The 26,667-nt window shown below is 37.3% G+C and carries 21 protein-coding genes, 1 tRNA gene and 1 pseudogene; 5 read left to right on the top strand and 18 right to left on the bottom strand.

Annotated elements, in window-relative coordinates:
* Nucleotides 1-435: 435 nt before the first annotated feature.
* Nucleotides 436-1,356 carry an L-lactate dehydrogenase gene (locus A9G22_RS00865; RefSeq protein WP_065586518.1) on the bottom strand — a complete coding sequence of 307 codons (921 nt, stop codon included), beginning with the start codon at nt 1,354-1,356 and terminating at the stop codon, nt 436-438.
* A 411-nt stretch (nt 1,357-1,767) separates the two neighbouring features.
* Here A9G22_RS00865 and A9G22_RS00860 point away from each other — a divergent pair, with 411 nt between their 5' ends.
* Genes A9G22_RS00860 through A9G22_RS00845 form a run of 4 tightly spaced genes read left to right on the top strand, consistent with a single transcriptional unit; the run spans nt 1,768 to nt 5,284 of the window.
* Entirely contained in the window at nt 1,768-2,688 is a 921-nt protein-coding gene (locus A9G22_RS00860; RefSeq protein ID WP_081296955.1) for a metal ABC transporter substrate-binding protein, read from the top strand.
* A complete protein-coding gene (locus A9G22_RS00855; protein WP_075508151.1) occupies nt 2,688-3,578 on the top strand; it encodes a manganese/iron ABC transporter ATP-binding protein in 891 nt (296 codons plus the stop codon). Before A9G22_RS00860 ends, A9G22_RS00855 begins: the two co-directional genes overlap by 1 nt.
* Before the next feature lie 6 nt (nt 3,579-3,584).
* Nucleotides 3,585-4,451, top strand: coding sequence for a metal ABC transporter permease (locus A9G22_RS00850; RefSeq protein ID WP_075508150.1), 867 nt, complete (start codon nt 3,585-3,587; stop codon nt 4,449-4,451).
* Nucleotides 4,448-5,284, top strand: coding sequence for a metal ABC transporter permease (locus A9G22_RS00845; RefSeq protein WP_075508149.1), 837 nt, complete (start codon nt 4,448-4,450; stop codon nt 5,282-5,284). Before A9G22_RS00850 ends, A9G22_RS00845 begins: the two co-directional genes overlap by 4 nt.
* Before the next feature lie 126 nt (nt 5,285-5,410).
* Here the strand turns inward: A9G22_RS00845 and dnaB are convergent, their stop codons facing one another.
* The 4 genes from dnaB to A9G22_RS00825 all read right to left on the bottom strand — a co-directional run bounded on the left by dnaB (nt 5,411) and on the right by A9G22_RS00825 (nt 10,014).
* Complete coding sequence (dnaB, locus tag A9G22_RS00840) at nt 5,411-6,835, bottom strand: replicative DNA helicase (RefSeq protein WP_075508148.1); 1,425 nt, start codon at nt 6,833-6,835, stop codon at nt 5,411-5,413.
* Between the two features lie 48 nt (nt 6,836-6,883).
* Nucleotides 6,884-7,675: a tRNA pseudouridine(38-40) synthase TruA gene (gene truA, locus A9G22_RS00835; RefSeq protein ID WP_065586523.1), complete on the bottom strand. Its 792-nt coding sequence runs from the start codon at nt 7,673-7,675 to the stop codon at nt 6,884-6,886.
* The gene (locus A9G22_RS00830) at nt 7,662-8,681 is read right to left on the bottom strand and encodes an aspartate-semialdehyde dehydrogenase (protein ID WP_065586524.1); all 1,020 of its coding nucleotides are present in this window, start codon (nt 8,679-8,681) and stop codon (nt 7,662-7,664) included. The genes truA and A9G22_RS00830 overlap by 14 nt, the downstream gene beginning before the upstream one ends.
* A gap of 322 nt (nt 8,682-9,003) precedes the next feature.
* Nucleotides 9,004-10,014, bottom strand: coding sequence for a hypothetical protein (locus tag A9G22_RS00825; protein WP_075508147.1), 1,011 nt, complete (start codon nt 10,012-10,014; stop codon nt 9,004-9,006).
* 308 nt (nt 10,015-10,322) lie between these two features.
* Here A9G22_RS00825 and A9G22_RS00820 point away from each other — a divergent pair, with 308 nt between their 5' ends.
* On the top strand, nt 10,323-11,369 hold the full coding sequence (locus tag A9G22_RS00820) for a LacI family DNA-binding transcriptional regulator (RefSeq protein WP_065586526.1): 1,047 nt from the start codon (nt 10,323-10,325) through the stop codon (nt 11,367-11,369).
* A 79-nt stretch (nt 11,370-11,448) separates the two neighbouring features.
* Here A9G22_RS00820 and truB read toward each other — a convergent pair whose 3' ends face one another.
* The 13 genes and pseudogenes from truB to A9G22_RS11730 form a co-directional block, all read right to left on the bottom strand.
* Nucleotides 11,449-12,351, bottom strand: coding sequence for a tRNA pseudouridine(55) synthase TruB (truB, locus tag A9G22_RS00815; RefSeq protein ID WP_075508146.1), 903 nt, complete (start codon nt 12,349-12,351; stop codon nt 11,449-11,451).
* Nucleotides 12,352-12,417: 66 nt separating this feature from the next.
* Nucleotides 12,418-12,795, bottom strand: a complete 378-nt coding sequence (gene rbfA / locus A9G22_RS00810; RefSeq protein WP_065586528.1) for a 30S ribosome-binding factor RbfA — start codon at nt 12,793-12,795, stop codon at nt 12,418-12,420.
* Between the two features lie 66 nt (nt 12,796-12,861).
* On the bottom strand, nt 12,862-15,498 hold the full coding sequence (gene infB, locus A9G22_RS00805; RefSeq protein WP_075508145.1) for a translation initiation factor IF-2: 2,637 nt from the start codon (nt 15,496-15,498) through the stop codon (nt 12,862-12,864).
* 17 nt (nt 15,499-15,515) lie between these two features.
* The gene (nusA, locus tag A9G22_RS00800) at nt 15,516-16,991 is read right to left on the bottom strand and encodes a transcription termination factor NusA (protein WP_065586530.1); all 1,476 of its coding nucleotides are present in this window, start codon (nt 16,989-16,991) and stop codon (nt 15,516-15,518) included.
* A 16-nt stretch (nt 16,992-17,007) separates the two neighbouring features.
* The gene (rimP, locus tag A9G22_RS00795) at nt 17,008-17,469 is read right to left on the bottom strand and encodes a ribosome maturation factor RimP (protein ID WP_065586531.1); all 462 of its coding nucleotides are present in this window, start codon (nt 17,467-17,469) and stop codon (nt 17,008-17,010) included.
* A 191-nt stretch (nt 17,470-17,660) separates the two neighbouring features.
* Nucleotides 17,661-17,737: transfer RNA gene (locus A9G22_RS00790), tRNA-Met, on the bottom strand.
* 163 nt (nt 17,738-17,900) lie between these two features.
* Nucleotides 17,901-18,707 carry a tryptophan synthase subunit alpha gene (gene trpA, locus A9G22_RS00785; RefSeq protein WP_075508144.1) on the bottom strand — a complete coding sequence of 269 codons (807 nt, stop codon included), beginning with the start codon at nt 18,705-18,707 and terminating at the stop codon, nt 17,901-17,903.
* Nucleotides 18,704-19,897: a tryptophan synthase subunit beta gene (gene trpB, locus A9G22_RS00780; RefSeq protein ID WP_065586533.1), complete on the bottom strand. Its 1,194-nt coding sequence runs from the start codon at nt 19,895-19,897 to the stop codon at nt 18,704-18,706. The genes trpA and trpB overlap by 4 nt, the downstream gene beginning before the upstream one ends.
* 25 nt (nt 19,898-19,922) lie before the next feature.
* On the bottom strand, nt 19,923-21,305 hold the full coding sequence (gene trpCF, locus A9G22_RS00775) for a bifunctional indole-3-glycerol-phosphate synthase TrpC/phosphoribosylanthranilate isomerase TrpF (protein ID WP_075508143.1): 1,383 nt from the start codon (nt 21,303-21,305) through the stop codon (nt 19,923-19,925).
* Nucleotides 21,306-21,320: 15 nt separating this feature from the next.
* On the bottom strand, nt 21,321-22,952 hold the full coding sequence (trpD, locus tag A9G22_RS00770; protein ID WP_065586535.1) for a bifunctional anthranilate synthase glutamate amidotransferase component TrpG/anthranilate phosphoribosyltransferase TrpD: 1,632 nt from the start codon (nt 22,950-22,952) through the stop codon (nt 21,321-21,323).
* Nucleotides 22,952-24,514: an anthranilate synthase component 1 gene (locus A9G22_RS00765; RefSeq protein ID WP_075508142.1), complete on the bottom strand. Its 1,563-nt coding sequence runs from the start codon at nt 24,512-24,514 to the stop codon at nt 22,952-22,954. Before A9G22_RS00765 ends, trpD begins: the two co-directional genes overlap by 1 nt.
* A gap of 347 nt (nt 24,515-24,861) precedes the next feature.
* On the bottom strand, nt 24,862-26,415 hold the full coding sequence (locus A9G22_RS00760) for a DUF2971 domain-containing protein (protein ID WP_075508141.1): 1,554 nt from the start codon (nt 26,413-26,415) through the stop codon (nt 24,862-24,864).
* A gap of 6 nt (nt 26,416-26,421) precedes the next feature.
* Nucleotides 26,422-26,565 (bottom strand): annotated as a pseudogene (locus A9G22_RS11730) (hypothetical protein); the annotation flags it as partial.
* Between the last annotated feature and the right edge of the window lie 102 nt (nt 26,566-26,667).

Raw genomic sequence — 26,667 nt, 5'->3', positions numbered from 1 at the left:
TAAATTATTTTTAATTTATTGTTTTATTTATTTTAATTCATCGATAAAAAAGATTGACTGGAATTTGGATATTTCGATAATAAGCAAATTTAATCGCTTAAAAAGTTTTAAGTTAATATATTAATCTTATTTTTTATTCTTGTTTTTTAAATTGAAATAAACAAGAAAAAGACTATACAATCTCCTTAAACTCTTTCAATTTTGCCATCTATATTTAGCTACAAGCGTTGAAGAATGATATTAGATAAAATACAAAAGTATGAGCTACACAAATGTGATCTAGAAGTAAAAAATATCATGGATGATACCAATAATAGTGAGAAAGATTTCTCTAAATCCCTCCTATTTCGGATAAATTTTAAATTATGATAAAAACTAAAAAAGCGCCTAATTTTTAGCGCTTTTTTTATTGAAGTCAATGATGCTTAATTATGATTATTTAATTTGATCAATATACTCTTTTACAATATTAACGCTCTTTTTAAAAAGTTGTTTTTCGTTATCGGTGAAATCAAGTTGGATCACTTTTTTTATTCCATGCTGATCTAAAATTGCTGGAACACCAATAGCAACATCTTTATAACCATATTCACCATTTAAAATACAAGTGAGCGCTAATGCACGGTGACTATTACTGAATATATGTTGGCAAATCTCGGTAATAGTGCTAGCAATACCGTATTCGGTGCAATGTTTTCGATTCGCGATTTCAAAGCCCATTTTTCGAGCTTGGCTGCCCACTTCTTCAAAATCAATTTTGTTTTTTTGTAAATCATTTAAATTAATACCATAAACCGATGAATGAGACCAAACCGGAAATTGTGAATCACCATGTTCGCCCACAATAAAGGCGTCAATGCTTTGTGGGCCGATGTCCATTTTTTCGCCCAATAATCGACGTAATCGCACCGTATCAAGCCATACCCCTGTGCCAATTACGCGGTGACGCGGTAGCCCTGATAGTTTCCAGACTTGATATGTAATGGCGTCGCAAGGGTTGGTTGCAATTAAGAAGATGCCTTTAAAACCATTACTCATCATATTAGGTACAATGCTAGCAACAATTTTGGATGTGCCAGCGAGTTCTTCGGCTCGGCTTTTTTGGGCAATGCCTGATGTAACGGTGATAATGGCAATATCTATGTCAGTGCAATCAATCGATTCACGCAAGCTAACTTTGACCATATTTTGCCGATAAGCTGCCGCATCTAATAAATCTTGCGCATGCCCATAGGCTAGCTCTTTATTGAGGTCAACGAGTACAATTTCTTCACAAATACCTCGGTTAACCAAAGTATAGGCTGTTGTTGATCCAACATTACCCACGCCGATAATCATGACTTTACGCAGTTTCATATTATGCTCCACTTGATTTAAGAAAAATAAGATAGAACGAAAAAATTCACTTAATAATATACCTTTAATTACTGTCAATAAAGGTAGATTATTGTAAGCCTATAAATTATCTTTCTACTGTAACTATCATTTAAATAGATGGAATTAACTACTATTTAATTTAATTTTATATACAATGAAATACCAACATAACCACGTAATAAATTAATAGAAGTAGTGAAATTTAAAAAAATTTGACTTCTGCTTTCAAATGATAATAATTCTCATTAGTGTTTGTATTTATGGTTGTAAATAATCGATAATACAGTTTCACCATTACAAGTAATTAATTAAATAGATATTTGCTTGATTTGTTAAAAACCATCCCTCAATTTTGCCATTTGATTATGAGTTAAACGCAAGGAGTCGCTAATGAAGTTCAAATTTTTGAAAAATCGTAAAATGTTATTAAAGGTTATTTTAACTTCGTTAATTATTTTGACTGGTCTATTTGAGTCTGCTCATGCGTCAGAAAAGAAATTCAAAGTCGTAACTACGTTTACGATTATTCAAGATATCGCACAAAATATCGCTGGTGATGCTGCTGAGGTTGAGTCAATTACCAAAGCCGGTGCAGAAATTCATGAATACGATCCCACCCCGAAAGACATTACCAAAGTGCTTTCCGCCGATTTAGTGTTATGGAATGGTCTTAATTTAGAACTTTGGTTTAAACGTTTTTTTGAAGATGTCAAAGATGTCCCTTCGATTGTCGTAACAGAAGGTATTGAGCCGATGCCAATTCAAGAAGGCAGCTATAAAGGAAACCCAAATCCGCATGCTTGGATGTCACCAACGTTGGCTTTAACTTATGTTGAAAATATCCGCGCGGCGTTTGTTAAATATGATCCGCAAAATGCGGCGATTTATAATAAAAATGCGGCCGATTATATTGCTAAAATCAAAGCACTTGATGCGCCATTACGTGAGCGTTTAGCTAAAATTCCTGACGCCAAACGTTGGTTAGTTACCAGTGAAGGCGCGTTTAGCTATTTGGCTCGCGACTATAATTTCAAAGAAGCTTACCTTTGGCCTATCAATGCTGAGCAACAAGGTACCCCTCAACAAGTTAGGCATTTAATTGACTTAGTTAAAGCAAATGATATTCCTGTTATTTTTAGTGAGAGTACTATTTCAGATAAACCCGCTAAACAAGTTAGCAAAGAAACCGATATTAAATATGGTGGCGTTTTGTATGTCGATTCGCTTTCAACTAAAAATGGTCCTGTACCCACTTATATTGATCTTCTAAAAGTGACCGTTGAAACTATCGCTAAAGGATTTGAAAAATAATGACTCAAATTTGCTTGAATGTTGATGATATCACCGTGACTTATAATAATGGTCATACCGCAATTTATGATGCTAGCTTTCGCTTAAATGGCGGCACTATCTGCGCGTTAGTCGGCGTTAATGGTAGCGGTAAATCGACATTATTTAAGAGTATTATGGGGATGGTTCGTCCAACTCGTGGCCATGTCACATTTAATGATATGTCAGTTAAGCAGACCTTAAAACAAAATATCATTGCCTATGTGCCACAAACCGAAGAAGTCGATTGGGATTTTCCTGTGCTCGTGTCAGATGTGGTCATGATGGGGCGATATGGACATATGTCCTTTTTGCGTATTCCAAGTAAAGAAGATAAAAAACAGGTCGATCTTGCCCTTGAGCGCGTTAATATGCTCGATTTTAAACATCGTCAAATTGGTGAGCTGTCAGGTGGGCAAAAAAAACGGGTATTTTTAGCTCGAGCGTTAGCTCAGCAAGGTAAAATGCTGTTGTTAGATGAACCCTTTACCGGAGTTGATGTTAAAACTGAAAATGCCATTATTGATCTGTTGAAAGATCTGCGTAAAGAAGGCCATTTGATTTTAGTTTCAACTCATAACTTAGGTAGTGTGCCCGAATTTTGCGATCACGTGGTATTAATTAATCAAACTGTTTTGGCCTTTGGTCCAACTAAAACAACCTTTACACCACAAAATTTAATGACTACCTTTGGTGGTGCCCTGCGTTACCTGAGTTTGTCGGGCGAACAATTGCACGATGATGAAGATCCTCGTAAAGTATCGATCTTAACCGACGATGAACGTGCTGCAATTTTTTATGGGGAAGGTAAGCATGATTCACCCCATCGAGATTTGCTGGTTGACCCTCACGATAATGAACCAAAAGGGTAATAATAAATGGAACTGTTACTTGAACCATTCACCTACGGTTTTATGTTAAAAGCAATTTGGGTAAGTAGTATTGTGGGTGCTGCCTGTGCTTTTTTATCGGCTTTTTTAATGTTAAAAGGTTGGTCACTGATGGGCGATGCGCTTTCGCATTCTGTGGTGCCAGGAGTTGCAGGGGCTTATGCGTTGGGGTTGCCTTATTCTGTTGGTGCTTTTTTTACTGGATTACTTGCTGCACTAGCAATTACGCTCGTGCGAGCCTTTACACGATTAAAAGCAGACGCCATTATCGGTTTTATCTTTTCAACCTTTTTTGCTGTCGGTTTGTTAATTATTTCGCTCAATCCAACATCAATCAATGCGCAAACCATTATATTTGGTAATATTCTAGGGATTGATGATAGTGATATGTGGCAAGTGCAAATCATTATTTTGGTGTCATTTATATTACTTTTCTTTTTTTGGAAAGATTTGTTAGTGGTTTTTTTTGATGAAACCCATGCCCGATCCATTGGTTTAAAACCACTACCGTTAAAAATCCTATTTTTTACCATTTTAAGCGCCTGCACTGTTGCAGCACTACAAACTGTTGGCGCCATTTTAGTGATTGCTATGGTTGTTACACCTGGTGCAACCGCTTACTTATTGACTAATCGATTTTCGCACTTATTGATTATTTCGGTTCTAATTGGTGCTATAACAAGTGCTATTGGCGCTTGGATCAGTTACTTTCTAAATGGTGAAACCGGTGGCGTTATTGTGACGTTGCAAACGCTAATATTTATTGCAGCATTCTTATTTGCTCCACAGCGGGGGTTAATTGTAAATCGCCTTAGGATACGCCAAAGCCGTTTAAATAAAAGGAGGCAGGTATGACAGAGTTTTGGGAATATATCTATTATCCGCTTACTCTTCCTCTTATTCAGCGCGCAATTTTCGCTTCGTTAGCAACCGGTATTGTGTGTGCCCTACTATCTTGTTTTTTAGTATTAAAAGGCTGGTCGTTAATGGGGGATGCGATTTCGCATGCGGTTTTACCTGGCATTGTGCTAGCATATGTAGCAGGTATCCCTATTATCATTGGTGCTTTTGCTTCAGGTCTATTTTGCTCGGTTGCAACAGGTTATATTAAAGAAAATAGTCGCATCAAAGAAGATACGGTCATGGGGATTGTGTTTTCAGGGATGTTTGCTTTTGGTTTAGTATTATTTTCTAAGGTGGATACGTCGCAACATTTAAATCATATTCTATTTGGTAGTGTGCTTGGCACCAGTTATGACGAGCTTAAACAGATCATCTTTATTGCTGTAATTGTGTCGCTTTTAATTATTATTAAACGCCGTGATCTGATGCTCTATTGCTTCGATCCAGTGCAGGCTAAAGTTGTAGGACTGCCCGTTAAGCTACTACATTATGGTTTGTTGAGTGTTCTGGCTTTAACTATTGTAGGATCATTAAAAGTCGCTGGAATGATTTTAGTTATTGCGATGTTGATAGCACCGGGCATCACTGCTTTTTCGTTAAGTAAACGCTTTGAATGGATGCTAGTGATTGCCGTATTGGTTTCGACATTTTCAACGGTGATGGGCACCTTGATAAGTTACTATGGAGATGCGTCAACCAGCGCTTGTATCGTTATTTTACAAGCAACTCTTTTTTTATTTGCCCAGACTTATCAGTTTGTTGCTCACAAAAAAATGCACCGTTAAAGTGATTTTTTTAACTACCACTATTGAAACCATTTTTAAAACTGCTTTTTAATGGCGATAAAAAAACAGCGTAAATAGAGTTGTAACCCTATTTACGCTGCTATTGATGCTTATTACGTTTAATTTTTACTCATCATCCAGATATTTACTGTTATCTGCATAATTATCAAAACGTGAAAACTGACCTTGGAATTTTAATCGTACTTTACCAATGGGACCGTTTCGTTGTTTTCCTAAAATGATTTCGGCAATACCTTTATGTTCAGATGCTTCGTTATACACCTCGTCACGATAGATAAACATAATCACATCAGCATCTTGTTCAATAGATCCCGATTCACGTAAATCTGAGTTAACCGGTCTTTTATCAGCACGTTGCTCTAAGCTACGGTTAAGCTGTGAAAGTGCAACAACAGGAATTTGTAACTCTTTCGCCAAGGCTTTTAATGAGCGCGATATTTCGGCAATCTCTAGGGTACGATTTTCAGAGATATTCGGCACACGCATTAATTGTAAGTAATCGACCATAATCATACTTAACCCTTTATGCTCACGATAAATACGTCTGGCTCTTGAACGCAACTCCATTGGCGTTAGACCAGATGAGTCATCAATATAAATATTTTTCTTTTCCAGCAATAAGCCCATAGTGCTTGAAATTCTTGCCCAATCATCGTCTTGTAGTTGCCCTGTTCTAATTCGGGTTTGGTCAACACGCGAAAGTGACGCTAACATACGCATCATAATTTGTTCTGATGGCATTTCTAAGCTAAATATTAATACTGGCTTTTCTTGCTCTAGGGCAGCATTTTCACACAAATTCATGGCAAATGTGGTTTTACCCATTGATGGCCTTGCTGCAATAATAATTAAATCAGAACGCTGTAAACCAGCCGTCTTTTTATCTAAATCAATGTAACCAGTTGAAACCCCTGTCACACCATCATGCGGGCGTTGGAACAATTCTTCAATCTTAGCTACCGTTGCTTCTAACACTTCGGTAATACTTTTTGGACCCTCACCTTGTTTAGTCCGGCTTTCAGCAATTTGGAAGATTTTACTTTCCGCCAAGTCTAATATTTCGGTACTATCGCGCCCTTCGGTAGCATAACAGTTATCAGCAATATCATTTGATGCGCTGATTAATTCGCGCAAAATCGCTTGTTGGCGAATAATATCGCTATAAGCAACAACATTAATCGCACTTGGGGTGTTTTTAGAAAGCTCCGCCAAATAAGCAAAACCACCTACATCGGCTAATAGATCTTTACTTTCAAGACTTTCTGAAAGGGTAATTAAATCAATTGGTGTCCCTTTGCTGACCAAGGTATGCATTTCAGAAAAAATCAATTGATGATGACGCGAGTAAAAATCCCGCTCAGTGATCATTTCAGATACCGCATCCCAACGTTGATTATCAAGCATCAAGCTACCCAGCACCGCTTGTTCAGCTTCGATCGAGTGCGGTGGAAGCTTGATATTGTGCAGATTTGATTTTTTCGTATCTTGATTTTTATAATCTTTGTTTGTGCTTGTTCGATCAGTATTCATTACATTCATCTTTTGTTCTAAATTGAATTTATTGCTAAGCTACGTTGCTTATTTTAAAAATAATGGACCTAAACTCGGATCGGGTATTTGGTATTCGGATGGATAATCCACCTGAACTAAATATAATCCTTCCGGTTTTGCTGTTGCGGCGGCTTGCGTTCTGTCCTTAGCTTGCAGAAGTTCATAAATCCACTCTGGACGCTGATTACCCGCACCAACTTCAAGTAAACTCCCCACAATATTGCGTACCATATGGTGCACAAATGCATTAGCTTTAATATCAACAATAATATATGTACCTTGCCTTGTCACTTCAATGTGATGAATATTGCGCCAAGGCGTTCTTGATTGGCATTGAGCTGCTCGAAATGATGAAAAGTCGTTTTCACCTAATAAATACTGCGCAGCTTGGTGCATTAATATTTCGTTTAATGGCAAATAATAATGTGACACCCCTTTAGCTAAAATAGCTGGACGATAGCGATGATTATAGATCACATAACGGTAACGTCGAGCTGTCGCACTAAACCTTGCATGAAAACTATCCTCAACTATTTGCGACCAGCGCACTGCAATATTATCCGGTAAATGCGAATTAACCCCCATTGTCCAAGCACTCGGTGAGCGCTCAGCTTGGGTTTCAAAATGCACAACTTGTCCTGTCGCATGCACGCCAGCATCGGTTCGACCCGCACAAAATACGTTGATTGGCTCATTAGCAATAATGGATAACGCAGATTCTAGCCTTTCTTGGATAGAATCGACAGACTGCTGGCGTTGCCAGCCAAAATAACCACTGCCATCATATTCAATACCAAGGGCAATTTTATATATAGTCATTAATGAGGATCTCAAGCGTCTCAATTAACATCAACGCCCCTAAATAACGAATATTATCGGCTACTGACCAAAATTGAATTTGTTCATAATGACCATAACTGTGTCTTAGATTTGCCAACTTTATAACCAAATTGTGTTCTGATTCGGTACTGACTTCGGTCACTGGCGTTGGCAAATTATCGCCTTGCACTTCAACACCAAATTCACCAAAGCGTGCCATATTTAATTCAATTGGCAAACTACTTGATACATTAATAGCTTGTGACACGCCATAAAACACGGGCACAATCACTGACTCAATAGAAACAGGAAGTTCATAATTACTCAATACTTTACGGATTTGATCAACTTGGGATTTTTCTCCAAGTATTACATTGTGATGTTCGTGTGATACCGGTAATAAATTAAAAGCTAATTGCTTATCAAATAGTTGATTATCAACCGGCATACCATTTAACAAGCGGGCACTTTGCCCTGCCAGTTCATTCACGCCAGATTTGCCATACAATGATGCTGGGATAAAACTAGTCGCATGTAAATTTGTTAATAATTCCATATCAGTTAACGAAGCAACACAACGCAACAACTGACACACTGTGGCACTAGCAACGGCGATAATGTTTTCATTACGGTATTCGGTCAATACACTATTATTAACTTTAGGTACCACTAATGGAATATGATCTTGCTGAGCAAAATAACCACTTGCATCAATCACTACACACCCCGATTCTGCTGCGACTTGCGCATACTTTTCACTGGTTTTAGCATCAGCAACAAAAAAAGCAAAGTGGCACTCGCTCCAGTCCATTTGTGTACTGTCAATCACTGTTAAATTTTTGCCAGCAAAGCGAACAATTTCGCCAGCACTATTATCGCTACCCACGAGATAGAGATTTTCAATTTTCAGACTACTGTCTTGTAAACTACGTTGCTGTAGCAACTCAACTAGCGCAGAGCCAACTTGGCCTGTCGCCCCCACAATAGCAATATTCCATGCAGACATATTTATAAACCCAATAAAAAATTTAGCGGTAATTATATCACTTTATTGTCAAAGATAGCGGAAAAAGATACATGACGATAGCATTAGATGAATAGTTTTTATTTGACTGAAAGTATGAACATTAAAAGGATAAGCCATCATCAAGAAGGCATTGTTGATACTGAGCTTTTAATAATACTCGGAAATGAACTAAGCAGTTTACATTTTCATAGGTTATTTGACTATTCAAACAAATAAGATGATTTTTTAGTCTTCACCAATAACAAATTATCTTTTACTAATAAAATTTATACTCACTTATTATAATGATTGCCAAATAATACTAATTAGCTAACTCATCTTCCACATGTTTGATTGCCTGCCGATGTTGATCAATTAAGCAAGTCAAAACTTTGTCTAAATAAGGTTCAATATCACTTTCATAAATCGGCGCTGGTGTAATTAAACACGCTGTATTTATATTTTGTTCCAATGCCAGCAATGAATCTTGCTGTTGTTTTTTATTATCAAGCTGCTTTACTTTTCCTTTTAGCTGATCTTGATAGTAATGATAAACTCTAGAAGCGAGACTATAATCGGAAGAGTCATCCTTAGATGATTGATCAAAAAGTACAATTGACTCTTCTAATGTTAAACCATACTCAACAGCACCTTCGTGAAATTTAGTATTAAATTGGTTAGGATAGATAATTTGATAAGTTGCTTCTGGCATATTGATTTGCATCTCTTTAAGCCCAAATTTCATATTACTTGTGTCAATATTGTAATGCTTCCATAATGTAGGAAACGTTCCAGACTCATCCTCAATCGGTTCTGATTTTATTGACAATAATGTGTAAATATCCCCACTTGGTGCAATATAGTAATGCTGATAGCCATTCCAAAGAGTAGGATTATTAGAAAAAGAGTGATTTGCTAAAAAAAGCTCATCAATTACCTGATTTTTACGGATTAAAGATAACGTAATCTCTCGCCCTGAATGAGGTAAATCTTCCTCGTTTTTATTCTTAGAATTAATTGGGCTAATGCTCAATTTTAGTTGAAAATCATTACCATTATAGACAATAGGATCATCATCGATTAATTTATCTAACTGTTTAAAATCAAATTTCAAATTATTGAGTGGGCAACGGCTAGCATATTTTAGTTTTTCTTTTTTATCGAGTTGATGATATTCATCTTCGTTTCTAGCGCAATCTTGTTGCAATTGATGCATATCAACACTCATAAAAAATGATTCACCACGATATTTAGGGTTGATATCAAGTAATTGCCCCCAGGCACAATAACTAAACATAAATAAAATTGCAACCAATAAAAATTTCAGTTTCATATCAAATTCCTTTTATCCCTCTTATTTTAGTATGGCTTGATGCTATCTTTTTTGTTAATAGAATAAGACATTAAGCTTTACCTAAATTTTTAATAATTATTCTTTTATTCAAATATATTTTTTGCACTATATAACATAGTTATATTACTTATGTCATATTTTTGATAAAGCATATCCATTTTAGTTTCTTTAAATATCTGTAATGAATATTTTGGAACACAGATCGACAAAACAAAATTCAATCTCTTACAAATTAACCTAATATCGGTAAAGTAATAAGTCACTTTAATTCACTTTTATTCGTGATTATGACAAAAATTACCCTATCAACGATTGCCAAAAAAGCTAATATTTCTATTGCTTCAGTTTCTCGAGTATTAAAAAAACCACATTTGACATCGCCTCAAACTCAGTTACGTGTTTATCAAGCGATTGAAGCGTTAAATATGGACACATCAAAAAACTTCACTCCTTATCAACCAACACATAACAGTAAGAAAATATTAATTATTGATAATCAACTGTTTTCAAAAAGCTTAATCAATATTGGTTTAGAACAAGTTTTAAAAGAAGAACAGTATCAACTGTTTTATCTGCAGTTCCCTTATAATAAAAAAAGTGATATTCACCATATTATTCGTTATGTTGCTCAAAACGCTTTTGATGGGATTATCATTATTAATGATGCTCCCTACTTAAAAACACTAATTTCTTATAAAAATACATTACCACCAATTGTATTAGTTAATCACTTTTCACTTGATTTTGTTTGTGTTCACTTTGACCATTTATTCATTGGGTATCAACTAACACAATATTTGATTGATAATTATCATACTCAAATTGCTATTTTGCTCAATGATGACAAAGCGATGAATTCAGTACTTTTATTACAAGGTTATAAGCAAGCTTTGTTACGGGCAAATATTCGTATCGAACCTCGATATATTATTCAAGGCTGTTTTACTTATCAACATGCTACGTCAGCTATTAAAAAATTAATAAACGGCACAAAATTACCCACTGCGGTGATTTGCGCCGATAATTTTAGCTTAAATTATTTAGATGAAAATCATTATAAAAAGCAATACAATCAATCACCTGATAGCATGGTTTTGGGAGCATTGCATCAAGCTAATGAAAGTAAACCTAAACTGACTAAACCGCTTACTATTTCGTATTTTAGCGCATCAAAAGAACTTAAACACAATGAATTAGATAGATTATGCCGGATTAATAAACCATTGTTTAACATGGGGCAAATGTCAGCAACTATACTGTGTGATATTATTAAAGGCACATCAAAATCTATTAAGCACTGTACATTTATTAAAACTGAGCCGATATTTTATTAATTAGCTAAATTTAACTTATTGTTAGCTTTTTAATTGCTATTAAAATTAAATTTAGCATTTAACAAAAATACCTAATTAATTACGAGGTTGATATTAAGCGTTTTGGTAATAACTTGTTATTTTGCATCACACCAGCACCAATAAATTGCTGACCTTGATAAATTCGCACCAAGGTTTCAGCATGTGTGGAATTTTCAAGTTCAATGGTTCGGCCTAACAATATATCTTTACCTTGTGCATTAGTCAGCGTGATTTTTGGGCGATCTTGTAACGGGCTATCAACAGGCATTAACAGTTCATCTTTTTCAGACCTATTTTGTAATGAATCTAAGGTAACCATTTTATCAATTGGATAATTAGATACTTGTAATCGTCTTAAATAAATTATATGCGCTCCACAATCCAGTAATTCACCTAAATCATCAATGATAGTGCGAATATAGGTGCCTTTAGAGCAGTGTATTTCTAGCGTTAATTCGTTTTTTATGGCATCAAATTGGATAAATTGATTTTCGTAAACGGTAATAGGTCTAGCTTCACGTTCAATGACAATACCTTGGCGAGCATATTCGTAAAGTGGTTTACCTTGATATTTTAAAGCCGAAAACATGGTTGGCACCTGTAAAATATTACCTCGAAAATGCGTTAAAGCTTGGTTAATTTGCGATTCGTTCACTTTCACAGTTTTGGTACAAATAATTTGACCATCAGCATCAGAGGTATCTGTTCGTTCACCAAGTTTGGCGATCACTCGATAACGTTTGTCTGAATCCAATAAATACTGTGAAAATTTGGTTGCTTCACCAAAACAGATAGGCAGCATACCTGTTGCTAATGGATCAAGTGCCCCTGTGTGCCCGGCTTTTTTAGCATTAAATAGCCATTTCACTTTTTGCAGCGCATCATTGGATGTCATGCCTTGTGGTTTGTCTAGTAACAAAACGCCGTGAAGATCACGGCGAGTTCTTTTTATATTCATCATTTATTTTATACTGAAACGCATAGCTACCTGAAACTTTTTGACAAACTTCAGGGCTATTTTTTAATATTAATCTTTATGACGTTCGTTATCATGCTTGATAACATCTGCCACCAAACTTGACATTTGCATACCTTTAACGAGTGACTCATCGTAAAAGAATTTGATCTCAGGAATGATTCGCAAACGCATCGCTTTGCCAATTAACGTGCGAATATAACCTTTAGCGTCATTAAGTACCGCTAAACCTTGTTCAATCACTTGAGGATCATCATCATTTAAAAAAGTGACAAACACTTTAGCATAGGCAAGATCGCGCGAGATATCAACACCCGAAACAGTGACCATGCCAAGACGAGGATCTTTGATTTCTCGTTGTAAGATAATTGCAATTTCTTTTTGTAATTCATGCCCAACTCGAGATGAACGATTAAATGCTTTTGCCATATCTATTTCCCTTAAAAAATGAATAAGCAAGGCTAAAACCTTGCTTATAACATTAATACGTTGTAATTAGATCGTACGTTTGATTTCGATAGTTTCAAAGACTTCAATCGTATCGCCAACACGAACATCGTTGTAGTTACGCACACCAATACCACATTCGGTTCCGTTACGCACTTCGTTAACATCATCTTTAAAGCGACGTAATGATTCGAGTTCACCTTCATAGATAACCACGTTATCACGTAGAACACGAATTGGGTTGTGACGTTTAACCACACCTTCGGTTACCATACAACCGGCAATTGCACCAAATTTAGGTGATTTAAATACATCACGCACTTCAGCAAGACCAATAATTTCTTGTTTGTATTCTGGTGCAAGCATACCGCTCATGGCTTGTTTAACTTCGTCAATCAGATCATAAATTACTGAATAGTAACGAAGATCTAAGTTTTCTGATTCAATTACTTTACGCGCTGACGCATCGGCACGAACATTAAAGCCTAAAATAATCGCATTTGATGCTGCAGCCAGTGATGCATCGGTTTCAGTGATACCACCCACACCTGAACCGATAATTTTAACTTTAACTTCATCAGTTGATAGTTTAAGTAATGAATCAGAGATCGCTTCAGTAGAACCTTGAACATCTGCTTTTAATACAATATTAAGCTCAGAAACATCGCCTTCTGTCATATTGGTAAACATGTTTTCAAGTTTCGCTTTTTGTTGACGTGCTAGTTTCACATCACGGAATTTACCTTGTCGATAAAGGGCAACTTCACGTGCTTTCTTTTCATCACGCACAACGGTGGCTTCGTCACCTGCTGATGGCACGCCAGACAAGCCAAGGATCTCAACCGGTATTGATGGACCCGCTTCAGTCACTTCTTTACCTAATTCATTACGCATTGCTCGAATTCGTCCGTATTCAAATCCACAAAGAACGATATCGCCTTTACGTAAAGTTCCTGATTGAACTAGTACCGTTGCAACAGAACCACGGCCTTTATCAAGGAATGATTCAATCACAACACCACTTGCCATACCTGTTTCGTATGCAGTTAATTCAAGTACTTCAGCTTGTAATAAGATCGCTTCAAGAAGTTGATCAACGCCTGTTCCTGCTTTTGCTGAAACATGCACAAACTGAGTATCACCGCCCCAGTCTTCTGACATTACGCCATATTGCGCAAGTTCACCTTTTACGCGCTCAGGATCTGCTTCGGGTTTATCAATTTTGTTTACTGCAACCACCATTGGCACATTTGCCGCTTTAGCATGTTGAATCGCTTCAATGGTTTGTGGCATCACGCCATCATCCGCTGCAACAACAAGTACTACAATATCCGTTGCTTTAGCACCACGTGCACGCATAGAAGTAAATGCTGCATGACCAGGGGTATCTAAGAAAGTAATTTCTCCATTTGGAGTCTTCACATGATAAGCACCGATATGTTGTGTAATTCCACCTGCTTCACCAGAAGCCACTTTTGCTTTACGAATATAGTCAAGTAATGAGGTTTTACCATGGTCAACGTGTCCCATAATAGTGACTACAGGTGCACGAGAAACTTTTTCAGCACCAGTATCACGATCGCTCATAAGAGATTCTTCAAGCTCATTTTCACGGCGAAGTACAACTTTATGTCCCATCTCTTCAGCAACTAATTGTGCTGTTTCTTGATCGATAACCTGATTAATGGTTGCCATTGCACCCATTTTCATCATAGTTTTAATCACTTCAGAGCCTTTTACCGCCATTTTATTAGCCAGTTCGGCAACGGTGATTGTTTCACCAATAACCACATCACGGTTAACTGCTTGAGCAGGTTTTGTAAAGCTTTGTTGTAAAGTACTTTTACCCTTCTTTTTATGACCACTACGCGTCACTGCGCGTGCTTCTTCACGTTCTGCTTTACCTTCAGATAATTTACTGCTTTTTTTCTGCTTGGTTTGTTTGGCATTACGGCCTCGCCCTCGAGCACTTTCAACTTCACGATCGGTATCATCTTCTGCTGCTCTTGCGTATTTAGAGGTTGTCACATGATAATCTTCATCTTCTATATGATCGCTATCATCAACTTCATTATATTGTTCCGCTAATTTACGCGCTTCTTCAGCCATACGCTTAGCATCTTCTTCTAATTTGCGGCGACTTTCTTCTTCAGCTTTACGTTTAATTTCATTCGCCTCAACTTCTAAACGTGCTTTTTCTTCTTGCGCTTTTTTCACTTTTGGATCGATTGATTGTTCTTGAGCCGCTTTCTCTTTTTCCTCTTGAGCACGTTTTTTTGCCTCTTGTGCGGCTTTCTTTTCTTGTTCTTCAGCTTCTTTACGTGCTTTTAATTCGGCTTCTTGCTTAGCTTTTTGTTCAGCTTCTAGGCGTGCTTTTTCTTGTTCTGCAGCAATGTCAGCAGGAACACGTTTAACAAAAGTTCGCTTTTTACGGACTTCCACTTTAATTTCTTTGCTTTTACCACCACCGCTCGACACATTCAAGGTTGAGTGCTTTTTACGTTGCAACGTTAACTTTGTTGGGCCTTGCTGAGGATTCAAGTGAGCAAGCAAAACTTCTTTTTCCTTTTGTGTAACAGTATCAGATGCAGATTTCTTTATACCTGCATCAGCAAACTGTTGCAAAAGTGTTTGCACTGGAGTATTTATCTCTTGAGCCAGTGTTTCTATTGATACTTTGGTCATGTATTACTTTCCCTCAATTATTCATCTGCAAACCAACAAATATTACGTGCAGCCATAATAAAATCGCCAGCTTGTTCGCTTGTTATTCCTTCAATATCGGCTAGATCATCGGTACCTTGTTCAGCTAAATCTTCCAAAGTAATGATGTCATGTTGTACTAATTGATAGGCTAACTCTTGTGTCATACCTGGCAGTTCAAGTAAATCTTGAGCAGGTTGTTTATCGCCACTATTTGCTAGTGCAATTGTTGTTAATGCATCTTTTGCTCGATTTCTTAATGTTTCAACGAGTTCTTCATCAAGCTCTTCGATTTCAAGCAATTCGTCAACTGGCACATAGGCAAGTTCCTCAAGTGAGGTAAATCCTTCTTCAACTAATAGGTGTGCAAGTCCTTCGTCAATATCAAGATGTTTAATTAAATTATTGATTGCAGCAAAAGATTCTGCATGGTGTTTTTCTTGCAAATCTTCAGTGCTCATCACATTTAATGTCCAACCAGTAAGCTGAGAAGCTAAACGGATATTTTGACCATTTCGACCAATAGCTTGTGGTAAGGTTTCGGCATTGACTGCAACATCCATAGTATGTTTATCTTCATCAACAACGATGGAAACGACATCGGCTGGTGCCATAGCATTAATTACATATTGTGCAGGGTTATCATCCCATAAAACAATATCAATACGTTCACCACCAAATTCATTCGATACAGCTTGTACACGCGCACCTCGCATACCAACACATGCACCAACAGGATCAATACGACGGTCATTACTGCTAACTGCAATTTTAGCACGCGACCCCGGATCGCGAGCCACACCTTTGATGTCGATCATTTCTTCGCCAATTTCGGGCACTTCAATACGGAACAACTCTTCCATCATTTCAGGATTTGAACGGCTGATACAAAGTTGTGCTGGTTTATTATTTTGTTCTACAAGATATAAAATACCACGGACGCGGTCGCCAATGCGGAAGTTTTCACGCGGGAGCATATCATGGCGTGACATCATTGCATCAGCATTGTTGCCTAAGTCAAGAATTACGCTATCGCGATTAGTTTTTTTGACAATACCTGTCACAATATCACCAATACGATTTCTAAACATGTCAATCACCATTGCACGTTCAGCTTCGCGCACTTTTTGCACAATTACTTGTTTTGCCGTTTGCGTAGTAATACGGTCAAAAGCAACAGATTCAATTTGTTCTTCAATATAATCGCCAAGTTGTACTGATGAGTCTTCGTATTGTGCTGCATCTATTGTTATTTCTTTCGTTGGTTGAGAAACTTCGTTAACAACATGCCAACGGCGGAATGTGTCATAATCACCAGTTTTGTGGTCAATTTTTACTACAACATCAATATCAACAGCATGTTTCTTTTTAGTGGCCGTTGCTAATGCGGTTTCTAACGCTTCGAAAATTTTATCGCGCGTAAGCGCTTTTTCGTTTGATACCGCTTCAACAACAGCTAAAATTTCTTTATTCATCCTTTATATCCGCACTCTATTTAAGGTTAAAATTAGGTACAATGTTTGCTTTTTGAATATTGCTAAAAGCAAACACTTCATCATTATCATCTACCGTTAATGTAATCATTTCACTATCGATAGACTTAATCCGTCCTTTCCATTTGCGGCGGTTGGCAACAGGAATACGTAGACTCACTGTGACTTCTTCACCAACAAAGCGCTGATAATGTTCAAGCGTAAACAAAGGTCTATCCATACCCGGCGATGAAACTTCAAGATTGTAAGCATCTTTGATAGGGTCTTCAACATCAAGCACCGTGCTAATTTGTCGACTAACATCAGCACAATCATCAACAGTTATACCATTTTCACTATCAATATAAACTCGTAACACAGGATAACGGCCACGAATATATTCAACGCCAACTAACTCAAAACCTAGTGCATTCACTGGCTCTTGAATGATATCGGTCAATTGCTGTTCTATATTAGCCAAACAAACCTCCACTGCAGAAAATAAAAAAGGGCATATAGCCCAACATTTCTTTTAAACTTACGCTTAAATAACAACACGAAAAAAAACCTCGACATGCGAGGCTTACATTTAAAAACTAACTATAATGAAGCCACTTCATTCGAACTTTCAAACAATAACAGGATAGATTGATTTATGAATGAAAATTTAAGTGGTTGCGGGGGCTGGATTTGAACCAACGACCTTCGGGTTATGAGCCCGACGAGCTACCAAGCTGCTCCACCCCGCGATAGATGGATGAGAATTATACGGCATTTTCAATAAAATGCAACTGCAAATCAAGTTAATTTTAAAGCGTATACCAATTAAATTAAGCATAACTAATTAACTAATATTGGCACAATAATTCGTTTTTCAAGTCGATTATTGCGCCCATTACTTTTTGCCATCAATTACTTGCTAGTTGCCTTTTTCATTATTTGGACAAAATTGGCTAATTGGTTAATCATTTGCTCAGGATTATCAAGGTTTTTCTCAATAATTTTAACCGTTGCTGATCCGCTAATCGCTCCAGCCGCACCTGATTTAATCGCTTCGCTAACTTGAGTTGGCTCGGAAATACCAAATCCTTGTAGAGCCGGAGGCGCTCCAAACTCAATTAATTTTTTTAACAAATGCGTAAGTGGTTTATTAGCGCGATTTTCAGCACCAGTAACACCTGCACGTGAGACCAAATAGGTATAACCTTTACCATGCTTAGCAATATTTCTAATGACTTCATCATCAGCATTAGGTGGACAAATAAAAATTGGCGCTATATTGTATTTTTCTGCTGCAACTGTAAATTCTTTTGCATATTCAACAGGTAAATCGGCAATCAATACCGAATCAACTCCCGCTTTGGTGCACTTAGCATAAAAATTGTCGATACCTTTATTGAAAACTAAATTAGCATAAATAAGTAATCCTATTGGGATATTAGCATATTGCGCTCTCACATTAGTTAGAATCTCAAAACACTTTTCAACGGTTATTCCACCTTTGAATGCACGAATATTGGCATTTTGGATGGTTGGACCATCGGCCATCGGGTCTGAAAATGGAATGCCTAACTCTAACGCATCGGCGCCCGACTCAATCAAAGTTTGGATGATTTTAAACGACTGTTCTGGTGTTGGATCGCCAACCGGTACAAAAGGAACAAAAGCGCCGCGTTTTTCGGCTGTTAATGTGGCAAACAGTTCTTGATAACGGTTCATTCGATTTCTCCTTTTGCTTTTAAAATATCATAAACAGTGAAGATATCTTTATCGCCACGACCCGATAGATTAACGATTAATAACTGTTCTTTATTGGGATTTTCTTTAATCATTTTCATGGCATAGGCTAATGCATGTGATGATTCTAGCGCAGGGATAATGCCCTCATGCCGCGATAAGGCCTTAAAGGCATCAAGCGCTTCATCATCAGTAATTGACACATAATTAGCGCGACCAATACTATCTAAATACGCATGCTGTGGCCCAACCGATGGGAAGTCAAGTCCTGCTGATATCGAATATGATTCTTCAATTTGCCCTTCATCTGTTTGCATCATTGGCGATTTCATACCAAAATAAATCCCCAATTTACCATGTTTAAGCGAAGCGCCATGTTCACCGGATTCGATACCATGACCACCGGGCTCAACACCTATTAATCTGACCGATTTATCGTCAATGAAATTAGCAAACATACCAATAGCATTTGAACCACCGCCAACACAAGCAATCACCGCATCTGGCAAGCGCCCTTCTTTTGCAAGAATTTGCTGTTTTGCCTCACGACTGATCATTTGCTGAAATTCACGCACAATGGTTGGAAAAGGGTGCGGACCCGCAGCCGTACCAAGCATATAATGGGCTTTTTCATAACTTCCAGACCAATCGCGCAATGCTTCGTTACAGGCATCTTTTAAGGTTGCAGATCCTGTTTCAACTGGGATTACCGTTGCCCCCATGAGTCGCATTCTAAACACATTCGGTGCTTGGCGTTTAACATCTTTCGCACCCATATAAATTCGGCATTTTAAACCCAGTAATGCACACGCTAAAGCTGATGCTACTCCATGTTGCCCTGCACCTGTTTCAGCAATAATTTCGGTTTTCCCCATTCTTTTTGCAAGTAAGGCTTGTCCTAAAACTTGGTTCGTTTTATGTGCACCGCCATGTACCAAATCTTCCCGTTTTAAATAAAGCTTGGTTTTCGTGCCAGCGGTGAGATTTTTGCATAAAGTTAATGCGGTTGGTCTGCCTGCATAGTTAACTAATAAATCGTTAAATTCTTTTTGAAAGTTAGGATCGTTGATAGCCGAAATAAAGGCGTCCTCGAGTTGCTCAAGTACCGGCATTAATATTTGGGGAACATATTGCCCACCAAATTCGCCAAAGTAAGGATTTAATTTAGACATTACCATTCCTTTTTTAAATTAAAAATTAAATTTGTTCAAATGCAGCTTGGATTTTTTGTTTATCTTTAATGCCTGGTGAAACTTCAACCCCTGAATTAAGATCAACCCCCACCACACCCATCGCTAAAGCTGCCTTTATATTCTGTGGATTAATACCACCAGCTAAAATGACATTATTTAAATTGTGATCAACAAGCATTGTCCAATCAAAACATTCGCCCGTGCCACCAGCCCCATTATCAAATAGGTAACGTGAAACTAATGGGTTATCATGTTTGGGAATGATGCCTCCAATACTTAATGCTTTCCAAATTTGGCAAGTTTTAGGTAATCCTTGTCGCAATGTTTCGATATAGTTTTCATCTTCATCACCATGCAGTTGGACGGCATATAAAGATAACTGTTTTGCTATTTGGCATACGGTTTCAATGTCTTCATTTCGAAAAACACCAACCCAATTCAGCGGTGCTGAGGCAATCACTGAGCGTGCTTTAATTGGCTGAATATAACGTACTGAATTTGTCACAAAAATCAAACCACCATAGACAGCACCGGCTTGATAAGCATTGATTGCATCTTCAGTACGTGTTAAACCACAAACTTTATTTTCACCTAACATTACTTTACGAATTGCCAACGTCAAATTGGGTTCTGACATTAACGCACTACCAATTAAAAATCCGTTAGCATAATGACTGAGATCTTTAACCTGATTGTGAGTATAAATACCTGACTCACTAATAATAATGCGATCGGCAGGAATTGACTTAGATAAGGCTTTTACTCGATTTAGATCAACCGTCAGATCCCTTAAGTTACGATTATTAATACCGATTACTTTTGCACCCAATTGGATGGCTCTTTCAACTTCGCTTTCAGTACTAGCTTCTGTCAATATGCCCATATTGAGCTGATGAGCAATGTTGCTTAGATGACGATATTCATCATCCGTCAAAATAGATAGCATTAATAGTACTGCGTCTGCTTGATAATAACGCGCTAAATAGATCTGATACTCATCGATAATAAAATCCTTACAAAGTACCGGTTGCGACACTTCATTGCGAACAATTGGCAAAAATTCAAAATGACCTTGAAAATATTTTTCGTCAGTCAGCACCGAAATAGCCGAAGCATAATCTTTATAAACCTTAGCAATACTAGAGGGATTAAAGTCATCACGAATTAATCCTTTTGACGGTGATGCTTTTTTACACTCTAAAATAAAGACAGTTTCGGGTTGATTTAGCGCTTGATAAAAATTGCGATCACTGGGTGTTATTACTGATTTGAACATTGCAAGTGGCTTTGCTGCCTGCTGCTCAGTTAACCAAATTTGTTTATCTTCAATGATCTTTTTTAATACTGTTGCCATTTCAACATTTTTTGCTAAGGCTGCAATTGCCATGTTGTTCTCCATTTGTTATCTTGCTGCTAATTGTTGTAATAGCGCATAAGCTTTACCACTGCGCATCATGGTTATTGCCCTTTGTGCATTTTGTTTTAAATTTGATTCGCCAAACAAGCTCATTAACATTGCCACATTTGCGGCAATTGCTGATTCGTGTGCTGGCTTTCCGTGACCTTGTAAAATAGCAATTAACATATCACGATTCTGCTCAGGTGTACCGCCTTCAATATCTTTTAAGCTAAATGTTGGTAACCCAAAATCGTCCGGTGTAAGCGTAAAATAACGGATTCCGCCATTTTTCACTTCAGCAACGTGAGTTTTGCCATGAATGGCGACTTCATCCATGCCTGCACCATGCACCACATAAGCATGTTGATAGTTAAGCATTTGTAATGTTTCGGCAATCGGCTTGATTAAATCTAGATGATACACGCCAAGCAAAATACGTTTAGGCCGAGATGGATTAATCAACGGTCCAAGGACATTAAAAATAGTGCGTGTTTTTAACTGCTGACGAACTGACGCCGCATGACGGAAGCCTGAATGATATTGCTGCGCAAACAAAAAACACACGCCAAGCTCATCTAATGCTTGACGAGAAGCTTGTGCCGACATATTTAATTTAATGCCTAACGCAGAAAGCACATCCGAAGAACCTGACTTACTCGATACACCACGATTACCATGTTTGGCCACTTTATAACCCAATGCTGCAGCCACAAAGGCGCTGGCAGTTGAGATATTAATGCTATTGGTGCCATCGCCACCGGTGCCAACAATATCGGTAAAATCATAATCGGGAATGTCAAAAGCGTCAGCATTTTCAAGTAAAGCTTGAGCAGCACCAGCAATCTCATCCGGTTTTTCACCTCGAACTTTCATACTAATAATTGCGGTAGCCAATACTGTTGGTTCAATCTTACCTTGAATAATTAAATTAAACAGTATGTTACTTTCTGCTTGTGTGAGCACTTGCCCTAAATATAATTTATTAAGAATCGGCTGAATATTGTACTCTTGCTTGTCAACAATAGCATCTTGTTTTGGTTTTGCTTTTTTGTCTGGTGGATTCAGTGCCCATGCAATTGTTTGCTCTAATAGTTTTACCCCTTGAATGGTTAGAATTGATTCGGGATGAAATTGAAACCCACAAACGCGATCTTCATCATTACGCACTGCCATGACAATATTATTGCAAAGCGCATTAATAGTGAGTGTTTTCGGGATGTTTTCGCCTTTTAAAGAGTGATAACGCGCAACCGGTAGCGGATTCGGTAATCCTTTAAACATCGCTTGTTCATCATGTTCAATTAGCGAGGCTTTACCATGCAAAATATCGCCGGCGGGTACAATTGTTCCACCATAGGATTCAACAATGGCTTGATGACCAAGGCAGATACCAATAATAGGTATTTTACCTTTTAAGCGTTTGAGCAATTCAGGCATGCAGCCAGCCTCGCTCGGTGCGCCAGGACCGGGCGATAACATTAAAATAGGATTTTGCATTTGTGACAGTTTTTCAATAATTACATCAACAGGAATGGTATTTCGATAAATAGTCACACAATGCTTGCTATTACGTAATTGATCAACCAAATTGTAAGTAAAGGAATCAATATTATCGATAAATAAGATATTAGCCATTAAAATACACCCTCTACATTATGTGCTGCCATGATGGCTCTAACTACGGCACGTGCTTTATTGCGTGATTCATCGGATTCGGATTGTGGATCAGAATCTAACACCACTCCCCCTCCTGCTTGTACTGTTGCTATGCCATCTTCAACATAAGCACTACGAATGACAATACAGGTATCCAAATCACCATTTGCGGTAAAATAACCAACCGCGCCACCATAGCTACCCCGTTTAACTTTTTCTGATTCGGCAATTAATTGCATCGCACGAATCTTGGGTGCGCCAGTTAATGTGCCCATATTCATAGTGGCTTGATAAGCATGCAGCGCATCTAAATCACTTCGTAACTGCCCCACCACACGCGAAACCAAATGCATCACAAACGAGTAACGATCCACTTTTAATAACTCTTTGGTGTAGCGAGTACCGGATTTACAAATGCGAGCTAAATCGTTACGCGCTAAATCCACTAACATTAAGTGCTCAGCCAATTCTTTTTTATCGGTACGCATTTCAAGCTCTAAGCGACTATCTAAATCAAAATCAATCTCGCCATTGACGGTTATTCCACGTGGACGGGTGCCTGCAATAGGGTAGATTTCAACTTGATTAGTTGCTTTAGTGTATTTAAGTGCACTTTCAGGCGATGCGCCAAATAATATAAAATCGTTATCTTGCATATAAAACATATAAGGACTTGGATTATTGTTTTTTAATACCTGATAAGCCGATAACGGATTAGGGCAAGGTAACGAAAAACGCCTTGACGGTACCGCTTGGAAAATTTCTCCCTGCTGAATCGCATCTTGCATCTTTTTGACAATCGTATTGAAATCATCATCACTTTTATTACAAGTAACCTTGATATTTACTAGCGACTGCGTTTGGATAGTTTTCATAGGTTGATTTAAAGTTGCTTCTAGTTCGGCTAATCTTAGTGCCAAGCGTTCAACTTCTAGCTTGTCTGATGTAAAGGCTGTTGCTTTTAAAATTGACACATGATCTTGATGATTTATTTCTAATAATGTTTCAGCCAAATAAAAACAGAAATCTTGGCACCGCTGATCAGAAGATAAAATAGGCAGATTTTCAAAACCAGCAACAAGGTCATAACAAAATAACCCGCCAACAAAAACCGCATCTTGACCGCATTGCTTAGGAATATTCACAATAGTTAACAATGTGCGTAATGCGTCAAAGATTGAGAGTGACTTTAATCGGGAATCTTCATCTTGCAGGTTATCAATAGCCGGAAAAACCAATTTAAGTATTTGTTCATCCACTTGTACATTCACTGGCTTGTCTAAAAAAGCCTGTTGCAATAAAGGGAATAGCTTTTCACCATTTGCGGTCAATGCCGTAAACGTGACTTCATTATTTATTGCCGAAATGCGTAACGCACTATCAACAATCATGACACTTTTAATTCCCTGCTTATTATCAATTTCGGCTGATTCAAGCAACAACGTTGCCGGTTTGCTATCACATAATTGATAAAACACCTGAGTCGGATCTTGATAATACCCGATAGTCTTGGTTAGCTGCGTTAATGTTGGCTTGTTCATTGTTGGCTCTCTATCTATATTTAATTTTTATTCATACCGATTCTTTGACCTGCTGGAAACAAAAAACCCGCACTAAGCGGGTTTTATAAGAAAAGACAATACGTCATAACATCACCCGCCAAAAATAATGTGCACCAACAAAAAACAGTGATTTGACGAATGTGAGTTAGAAGGTATTGTCGTTTCATTATTTTTTATATGCTTAACACAAATTATGTACTATTAAACTAGTTCAATGATGCGATGTCAAGTGAATATTTTGTGCACAGTAATAAAATTGGTATGGATAAGTGATAGTGATTTTTTTAAAGGACGCAACAAAAAATAAATGCGCCCTTTTACCAAAATTAACGCAATGGCATTTCCGATTGCACAATTTTAATGGGCTTAAGTCTTAATTTTGATTTCGGTCTCCTAACATGGTTTGTGATCCACAATTTATGATGAGGTTGGCACTGTGGCCCTAAATAGATCTTATCAAGATAATCTTCTACTTTTTGACCATAATTCACAAACAAACTATTGGCATCACCATACGCAATCGGTGCTTGAATTTTTTCATCAGCAATATGGGTAATATAAATCATTCGGCATTCATCTTCGTCTTCAAACGCCGCATGTTTAATTAAGCAAGAAATGGGCATTATGGCTAAATTGATTAATTGATCGAGATTGCTAAGTGCTTTCAACTCCTCTTTTTCTTTTAAACCTTTAATGATGTTCCTTATATTATTTAAATTATCTCGAATTTTTGCTATTTTGTTTTTTTCATCCAATAAGTTTATATAATTATTCCATTCATCATCGATCGTCTTAGCTGGTCTACCTTGGTGTTCCAAGTAAAAAGAAAATTTATTACGTTTTGCAATACTAATATATTCACTATTGGGATCAAAATAAAGACAACGGAATAAAGGTAAAGGCTCTAAAAAACATATATTGTTAGAGTCTCCATCATCTTTATTCTCTTCAGAATCGCTTTTGGCTACTTTCGCTTTTGTATCATAACTTAAAAGAGCGACACTATCAGGATTGATGCTACTTTCAACATTATTGCCAAAAAAAGATTGATTAAACACCAGACTAACACCTGAACCAATAATATTGTTTTCATTGCCATATAAACGAAATTGATTTAAACAGTTGTGGTTAAAGGTAAAACTAGTTAAAAAACTTTTTATTTCACTACTGGGATCGTTGTTCATACCTAACCAATTGCTAAGTAGTTGGTTTTCGGTTGGGTCATTCATAAAATCGACAACATTTAAACGGAAATTACTGGACTCATTTTTCAAAAGGTTAAATAACACTCTGGGTTTAGTATAGTGTGCAACCTGTCGTTCAAATTGTTGTCCTTGTTCGCTTTCTGACTCGTCTAATTCAAAAGTAACAAGCAATTCCTGTTGAATTTCCTCTGTCAATTTTCTTATTTGACAAATAGGCTTGATAACTAACTTATCTCGTTCCTCTCTAGTTTGAAATAAATCGTTTTCTTCAATATTGGGGGCAGCTAACATAATTTGTGCCATCACAAAAGTGTCAAATAATTTATTTATATAATTCACCTTTTGATAATAAGTTTTAGCTGATTCTGCTTTTGAATTAGTAGGTATTTTATGAAAATAGACGTAATCACCCAATAAACGATTAGCTACATTAAAAATAAGAGGATTATTACTAGTACAGCATTGTGAAAAAGCTTCATAAGCCTTTTCATGTCCATTTTTTTTATCTTGGTAAATCACACCTAAAAATAATTGCGCTTGAGCATAGGCTTCGGCATCATCCTCTCTTTCAACCTTGTTATAATATAATTCGGCCGTCTCAATATCGTTTTTATCAATTTGGTAAATCTGACCTAAATGAAATTGCGCTCTGGCATAGGCTTGGGCATCATCCACTCTTTCAACCTTGTTATAATATAATTCGGCCTTCTCAATATCGTTTTTATCATTTTCGTAAATTTGACCTAAATGAAATTGCGCTCTGGCATAGGCTTGGGCATTATCCTCTCTTTCAACCTTGTTATAATATAATTCGGCCGTCTCAATATCTCTTTTATCAATTTGGTAAATCTGACCTAAATTACATTGCGCTCTGCATAGGCTTGGGCATTATCCTCTCTTTCAACCTTGTTATAATATAATTCGGCC

It is taken from the genome of Gilliamella sp. App2-1, assembly GCF_001690255.1.
GTDB lineage: Bacteria > Pseudomonadota > Gammaproteobacteria > Enterobacterales > Orbaceae > Gilliamella > Gilliamella apicola_G.
The sequence above is the reverse complement of the archived record's forward strand: the minus strand, read 5'-3'. Positions and strand labels throughout refer to the sequence as shown.